The 7,308-nt window shown below is 61.1% G+C and carries 8 protein-coding genes; all 8 read left to right on the plus strand.

Annotated features, from left to right (window positions below):
- Positions 1 to 7 precede the first annotated feature (7 nt).
- Positions 8 to 1,117, plus strand: a complete 1,110-nt coding sequence (locus AC097O_RS12725; protein WP_479593182.1) for a VanZ family protein — start codon at positions 8 to 10, stop codon at positions 1,115 to 1,117.
- The gene (locus AC097O_RS12730; protein ID WP_315188875.1) at positions 1,114 to 1,458 is read left to right on the plus strand and encodes a (2Fe-2S) ferredoxin domain-containing protein; all 345 of its coding nucleotides are present in this window, start codon (positions 1,114 to 1,116) and stop codon (positions 1,456 to 1,458) included. Before AC097O_RS12725 ends, AC097O_RS12730 begins: the two co-directional genes overlap by 4 nt.
- 69 nt (positions 1,459 to 1,527) lie before the next feature.
- Positions 1,528 to 2,154 carry an alpha/beta hydrolase gene (locus tag AC097O_RS12735; RefSeq protein WP_479593183.1) on the plus strand — a complete coding sequence of 209 codons (627 nt, stop codon included), beginning with the start codon at positions 1,528 to 1,530 and terminating at the stop codon, positions 2,152 to 2,154.
- 92 nt (positions 2,155 to 2,246) lie between these two features.
- On the plus strand, positions 2,247 to 3,404 hold the full coding sequence (locus AC097O_RS12740) for a D-alanyl-D-alanine carboxypeptidase family protein (RefSeq protein WP_479593184.1): 1,158 nt from the start codon (positions 2,247 to 2,249) through the stop codon (positions 3,402 to 3,404).
- A gap of 162 nt (positions 3,405 to 3,566) precedes the next feature.
- Entirely contained in the window at positions 3,567 to 3,944 is a 378-nt protein-coding gene (rpsL, locus tag AC097O_RS12745) for a 30S ribosomal protein S12 (protein ID WP_011466063.1), read from the plus strand.
- A 148-nt stretch (positions 3,945 to 4,092) separates the two neighbouring features.
- Positions 4,093 to 4,566, plus strand: a complete 474-nt coding sequence (gene rpsG, locus AC097O_RS12750; RefSeq protein ID WP_076196149.1) for a 30S ribosomal protein S7 — start codon at positions 4,093 to 4,095, stop codon at positions 4,564 to 4,566.
- An 89-nt stretch (positions 4,567 to 4,655) separates the two neighbouring features.
- Positions 4,656 to 6,758, plus strand: coding sequence for an elongation factor G (gene fusA / locus AC097O_RS12755; RefSeq protein WP_479593185.1), 2,103 nt, complete (start codon positions 4,656 to 4,658; stop codon positions 6,756 to 6,758).
- 145 nt (positions 6,759 to 6,903) lie between these two features.
- The coding region (locus AC097O_RS12760) for a GTP-binding protein (RefSeq protein WP_479593186.1) at positions 6,904 to 7,308 on the plus strand (405 nt) is incomplete at its 3' end.

Below are 7,308 nucleotides of genomic sequence, written 5' to 3' on the forward strand. Positions count from 1 at the left end.
CGGCGCTGTGCACAAGACTTCCGCCTGGCCCCTCGCGCTGCTCTATGTAGGGCTGGTGCTGTATGCCAGCCTGTACCCGTTTGACGGCTGGCGCGACCAGGGGATTTCGCCCTGGTTCTTCGTCACCGCGCCGCTGCCCAAGTACTGGACCGGGGTGGACGTGGGCATCAACATTGCGGGCTATGCGCCGCTGGGCTTTTTGTTTGCCCTGAGCGCCCTGCGCACGGCGCGCGACCGGGCCCCGGTGCTGGCTGCCACGCTGGCCGCCTGCCTGCTGTCGCTGGGCATGGAAACCCTGCAGAGCTTTCTGCCGGTGCGGGTGCCGTCGAATGTGGACTGGGGGCTGAACACCGCCGGGGCCTTGCTGGGCGCAGTGACCGCGTCGCTGCTGGAGCGGTTTGGGGCGATCGACCGCTGGAGCCAGTTCCGAGACCGCTGGTTTGTGGCCGATGCGCGCGGCGAACTGGTGCTGCTGGCGCTGTGGCCGGTGGCCTTGCTGTTCCCGGCCGCCGTGCCGCTGGGCCTGGGCCAGGTGCTGGAGCGGCTGGAGGCTTCCCTGGCCGACGCGCTGGAGGACACGCCGTTTCTCGACTGGCTGCCGGTACGCGATGTCGAGCTGCAGCCGCTGGTGCCCAGTGCCGAACTGCTGTGCGTGCTGCTGGGGGTGCTGATTCCCTGCCTGCTGGGCTACTGCGTGGTGCGCAATGTGTGGCGGCGGGCGGTGTTGGCCCCGCTGGTGCTGGCGTTGGGCCTGGGTGCGGCGGCCTTGTCGGCCGGGCTGACCTACGGCCCGGCCCATACGCTGGATTGGTTGAGCCTGCCGGTGCACGTGGGCCTGTGGGCCGGGTTGACGCTGGCGGGTTCGCTGGTGTGGCTGCCGCGCCGCGTCTGCGCGCCACTGGTGCTGCTGGCCCTGGCGGTGCATGTCAGCGTGCTGAACCAGGCCCCTACCAGCCCGTACTTTGCGCAGACCCTGCACACCTGGGAGCAGGGCCGGTTCATCCGTTTCCAGGGCCTGGTGCAGTGGCTGGGCTGGCTGTGGCCGTATGCGGCCATGGTGGTGGTGGTGGGCCGCATCGCCCGACCGATGTCTGGCAAAACTAAAATAGCGGCATGACTGAATCTACTGCCCCGTCGTATTACGGCCGCCACATCTTCTTTTGCCTGAACGACCGTACCAACGGCGAAGACAGCTGCGCCCACCACAACGCCCAGGCCGGTTTCGACCGCTGCAAGGCGCTGGTGAAGAAGGCGGGCTTGTCCGGCCCCGGCCAGGTGCGCGTCAACAAGGCCGGTTGCCTGGACCGCTGCGCCGCCGGGCCGGTGGCCGTGGTCTACCCCGAGGCGGTCTGGTACAGCTTTGTGGACGAGAGCGATATCGACGAGATCGTCGAGTCGCATCTGAAGAACGGCCAAGTGGTGGAGCGGCTGGTGACGCCCGCGCACCTGGGCCGCTAAATTTAAGCTTTTTAGGCCTCTAGCGCTTATTCCATAAGCGTGACAAGCTATTAATTTGGTAGTAATTCCGTGAATGCATCCACCCAACGTTTGACCCTGTCCGGTGCCGCGGGCGCGGTCGAGGCGGTCATCGACCACCCCGAGGGCACACCGCGCGGCGTGGCCGTCATTGCCCACCCGCACCCGCTGTTTGGCGGCACCATGGACAACAAGGTGGTGCAGACCATCGCCCGCGCCTTTGTGCAGTCGGGCTGGAGCGCGGTGCGCTTCAACTTCCGGGGTGTGGGCGGCAGCGCGGGCGTGCACGACGAAGGCCGGGGCGAGCTGGACGACTTGCTGGCCGTGGTGGCCCAGGCCGCCCCCGCCGACCAGCCTCTGGCGCTGGCAGGGTTTTCGTTCGGTGCCTTTGTGACCAGCCACGCCGTGGCCTCGCTGTGGGCGGCCCGCCCGGTTGAAAAACTGGTGCTGGTGGGCACGGCCACTTCGCGCTGGACCGTGGCCCCGGTGCCGCCCGAGGCCCACGACCGTACTTTGACCGTGCACGGCGAGCTCGACGACACCGTGCCGCTGGCCTCGGTGATGGACTGGGCGCGGCCCCAGGTGCTGCCGGTGACGGTGGTGCCCGCGGGCGGCCACTTCTTTCACGGACAATTGCCGCTGTTGAAAAACCTGGTGCTGCGCCACCTGCGGTCTTGAACTCTGTCTGAACTTTCGAGCCCGTGTGCCCTCGTACACGGGTTTTCCCTTTGCTCTGGTGATTGCATCACCCTAATTTGAACCCCCTTCCCATGAAATATTTTTTGCAGGCTGTTGCCGCGCCCGTGCTGGCATCCATGTCCCTGGTGGCTGCCGCCCAGTCGGTAGCCGGCCCCGAAATCGCCGCCAAGTCCTACATGGTGCTGGACGTGACGGCCAACCAGGTCTTGCTGGCCAAAGACGTGGACATGCAGGTCGAACCGGCCTCGCTGACCAAGCTGATGACCGCCTACCTGGTGTTTGACGCGCTGCGCAGCAAGAAGATCACGCTCACCCAGACCCTGCCGGTCAGCTTGAAGGCCTGGAAGATGCCCGGCTCGCGCATGTTCATCGACCCCAAGATGCAGGTGCCGGTGGAAGACCTGATCAAGGGCATGATCGTCCAGTCGGGCAACGATGCCACCATGGCGCTGGCCGAAGGCGTAGGCGGCACGTCAGAGCGCTTTGTCGAAATGATGAACGCGCAAGCCAAGGTGCTGGGCATGAAAGCCACCGGCTACCGCAACCCCGAAGGCTTGACCGAAGCCGGCCACACCACCACCGCCCGCGACCTGAGCATTCTGGCCACCCGCCTGATGCGCGACTTCCCCGAGTACGCGCACTACGACGGCATGAAGAAATACCACTACCCCGGCACCCCGGTCAGCAACGAAAACAACCGCAACGGCCTGCTGTTCCGTGACCCCACCGTCGATGGCCTGAAAACCGGCCACACCGAAGCGGCGGGCTACTGCCTGATCGCCACTGCCAAGCGCGACTTCCCCAACGTCGGCAGCCGCCGCCTGCTGACCATTGTGCTGGGCACGGCCAGCGACAACGCCCGCCTGAACGAGTCGCAAAAGCTGCTGAACTGGGGCTACACCGCCTATGAAGGCGTTAAGCTGTTCGACGCGGGCCAGGCCGTGGCCACGCCCCATGTGTGGAAGGGCAAGGAAGCCACCATGAAGCTGGGCCGTACCGAGTCCATCGTGGTGGCCGTGCCGTCGGGCAACGCCGCCAAGGTCAAGACCGAAATCCAGCGCCCCGACCCCCTGGTGGCCCCCTTCACCAAGGGCCAGGCCGTGGGCTCGCTGAAGGTCACTTTGGGCGAACAAACCCTGCTGACCGTGCCCCTGGTGGCGCTGGACGGCGTGGAGCAGGCCGGTATTTTCGGCCGCGCCTGGGACGCGATCCGTTTGTGGATCAAGTAATTCCGGTAAGTGAGCGCCTGCAAACATCATCAAACCGCATAGTGTTTGCACGCACGCTGCCAAAAAGCTATACTTGAAGGCTTTTCGGAAGATTCCGAAGGGATTCACGTTGTCTGTTAGTTTTAAACGTTTAGGGACGTTTTCTTTGTCAAGGAGGCTTTAGTGCCAACCATTAACCAGCTAGTACGTCAGGGGCGCGAGGTCGAAACGATCAAGTCCAAGAGCCCTGCGATGCAAAATTCTCCGCAACGCCGTGGCGTTTGCACCCGCGTCTACACCACGACGCCTAAAAAGCCCAATTCCGCTCTGCGTAAGGTTGCCAAAGTGCGCCTGACCAACGGTTTTGAGGTCATTTCCTACATCGGCGGCGAAGGCCACAACCTGCAAGAGCACAGCGTTGTGCTGGTGCGCGGCGGCCGGGTCAAGGATTTGCCCGGTGTGCGTTACCACATCGTGCGCGGTTCGCTCGACTTGCAAGGCGTGAAAGACCGCAAGCAGTCGCGTTCCAAGTACGGCGCTAAAAAGCCAAAAGCCAAGTAAGCCCTGGTTTTTAGTATGTATCGGTGCTGTTTCCCGCGTGGCGCGGTGATGCAGCGAAGTGACCCGCTGTGGGTCGAGTAAGTAAAAACCAAAATGGTTTTTGCGGTGTCTGCCAAGACGCCAACTGAAGCAATCAAGAGGTGAAAAAATGCCACGTCGTCGCGAAGTCCCTAAACGTGAAATCCTGCCGGATCCTAAGTTCGGCAATGTTGAGCTGTCCAAATTCATGAACGTGATCATGGAAGGCGGCAAAAAAGCGGTCGCAGAGCGAATCATTTATGGTGCCCTGGAGTTCATCGAAAAGAAGAACCCCGGCAAAGACCCGGTGGAAGCCTTCACCCTGGCGATCAACAACGTCAAGCCCATGGTGGAAGTGAAATCCCGCCGCGTGGGTGGTGCCAACTACCAGGTTCCAGTCGAAGTGCGCCCCGTGCGTCGCTTGGCTCTGAGCATGCGTTGGTTGAAAGAAGCTGCTCGTAAACGTGGCGAAAAGTCCATGTCCCTGCGTTTGGCTAACGAGTTGATGGAAGCCACCGAAGGCCGTGGCGGTGCCATGAAGAAGCGTGACGAAGTCCACCGTATGGCTGAAGCCAACAAGGCCTTCTCGCACTTCCGTTTCTAAGAAACGTCCTCAACTTAGCTCCTCAAGCTAACAAGCCCGCTCCACCCTTTTGGCGGATGGCGGGCTTGTGGCTTTAACGAAAGAGAAAAATGGCTCGCCATACCCCTATTGAGCGCTATCGCAACATTGGTATCTCCGCGCACATCGACGCGGGCAAGACCACCACGACCGAGCGCGTACTTTTCTACACCGGCGTGAACCACAAGATTGGTGAAGTGCATGATGGCGCTGCCACCATGGACTGGATGGAGCAAGAGCAAGAGCGTGGCATCACGATCACCTCGGCGGCCACCACCTGCTTCTGGAAAGGCATGGACAAGTCCCTGCCCGAGCACCGCATCAACATCATTGACACCCCCGGCCACGTGGACTTCACGATTGAAGTCGAGCGCTCGATGCGCGTGCTGGACGGTGCCTGCATGGTGTATTGCGCTGTGGGCGGCGTGCAGCCCCAGTCCGAAACCGTGTGGCGCCAGGCCAACAAGTACAAAGTGCCACGTCTGGCCTTTGTGAACAAGATGGACCGTACCGGTGCCAACTTCTTCAAGGTCGTGGACCAGATGAAACTGCGCCTGAAGGCCAGCCCTGTGCCCATGGTGATCCCAATCGGTGCCGAAGAAAACTTCACCGGTGTGGTCGATCTGATCAAGATGAAAGCCATCATCTGGGACGAAGCTTCGCAAGGCATGAAGTTCGACTACCGTGAAATCCCCGCTGAATTGGTCGAATTGGCCAAGGAATGGCGCGAGAAGATGGTCGAAGCGGCTGCAGAAGCATCCGAAGAGTACATGAACAAGTACCTTGAAGAAGGTGACTTGACCGAAGAAGAAATCAAGCTGGGCATCCGCACGCGTACCATCGCCAGCGAAATCCAGCCGATGTACTGCGGTTCCGCGTTCAAGAACAAGGGCGTACAGCGCATGCTGGATGCCGTGATTGAATTCATGCCATCGCCTGTGGACATTCCACCGGTCAAGGGCATCGACGAAGACGAACAGCCCGTCGTGCGTAAAGCCGACGACAGCGAGAAGTTCTCGGCCCTGGCATTCAAGCTGATGACCGACCCGTTTGTGGGCCAGTTGACCTTTGTGCGCGTCTATTCCGGCGTGCTGCAAAAGGGCGACAGCGTCTACAACCCGATCCGCGGCAAGAAAGAGCGTATCGGCCGTATCGTGCAAATGCACGCCAACAACCGCGAAGAAGTCAGCGAAATCCGCGCTGGCGACATCGCTGCTTGCGTGGGCTTGAAAGACGTGACCACGGGCGAAACCCTGTGCGATCCATCGGCCATCGTGATGCTGGAGCGCATGGTGTTCCCTGAGCCTGTGATTACCCAGGCCGTGGAACCCAAGACCAAGGTTGACCAGGAAAAAATGGGCATCGCCTTGCAGCGTCTGGCCCAGGAAGATCCTTCGTTCCGCGTCAAGACCGACGAAGAGTCAGGCCAGACCCTGATCGCCGGTATGGGCGAGTTGCATCTGGAAATTATTGTTGACCGCATGAAGCGCGAGTTCGGCGTGGAAGCCAACGTGGGCAAACCCCAGGTTGCCTACCGCGAAACCATCCGCAAAACCGTCGAAGATGCCGAAGGCAAGTTCGTGCGCCAGTCCGGCGGTAAGGGCCAGTACGGCCACGTGGTGCTGAAGATCGAACCCAATGAACCTGGTAAGGGCATTGAGTTCATCGACGCGATCAAGGGCGGTGTGGTTCCTCGCGAATACATCCCTGCGGTCGAAAAGGGCATCAACGAAGCCGTGACCCAGGGCGTGATGGCGGGCTATCCCGTGGTCGACGTGAAGGTCACGCTGCACTTCGGTTCGTACCACGATGTCGATTCGAACGAATTGGCGTTCAAGATGGCTGCGATCTTTGGTTTCAAGGAAGGCTGCCGCAAGGCCAGCCCCGTGATTCTGGAGCCGATGATGGCCGTGGAAGTCGAAACGCCTGAAGACTACGCCGGTAACGTGATGGGCGACTTGTCCTCACGCCGCGGCATGGTCCAGGGTATGGAAGACATGGTCGGTGGCGGCAAGGCCATCAAGGCCGAAGTGCCTCTGTCGGAAATGTTTGGTTATTCCACCACGCTGCGTTCCATGTCCCAAGGACGTGCCACGTACACGATGGAATTCAAGCACTACTCGGAAGCACCACGTAACGTGTCCGAAGCCATCATGGCTTCCCGCGCCAAGTAAAAAATTGATGGAACGGGGCTGGCCCCGTTCTGTTCGATCCCCCTGTCTGCGATGGTGTGCCGCCTTGTTCCCGTGCGAGGCGATCTAGCAACACTGTGCAGACGTTAAACCTGACACGGGAATTAGCTCTTTGGAGAATTGAAAAATGGGAAAAGAAAAGTTCACACGCACCAAGCCCCACGTCAATGTGGGCACGATCGGCCACGTTGACCATGGCAAAACCACGCTGACCGCCGCCATCACCACCGTGCTGGCAGCCAAGTTCGGTGGCCAGGCCAAGGCCTACGACCAGATCGACGCAGCGCCCGAAGAAAAAGCGCGCGGTATTACCATCAATACCGCCCACGTCGAATACGAAACCGCCAACCGCCACTACGCGCACGTTGACTGCCCAGGCCACGCTGACTATGTGAAGAACATGATCACGGGTGCTGCCCAGATGGACGGCGCTATTTTGGTGTGCTCGGCTGCTGACGGCCCCATGCCCCAGACCCGCGAACACATCCTGTTGGCCCGCCAGGTGGGCGTGCCTTACATCATCGTGTTCCTG

Source organism: Rhodoferax sp. LS1P39 (assembly GCF_056521425.1).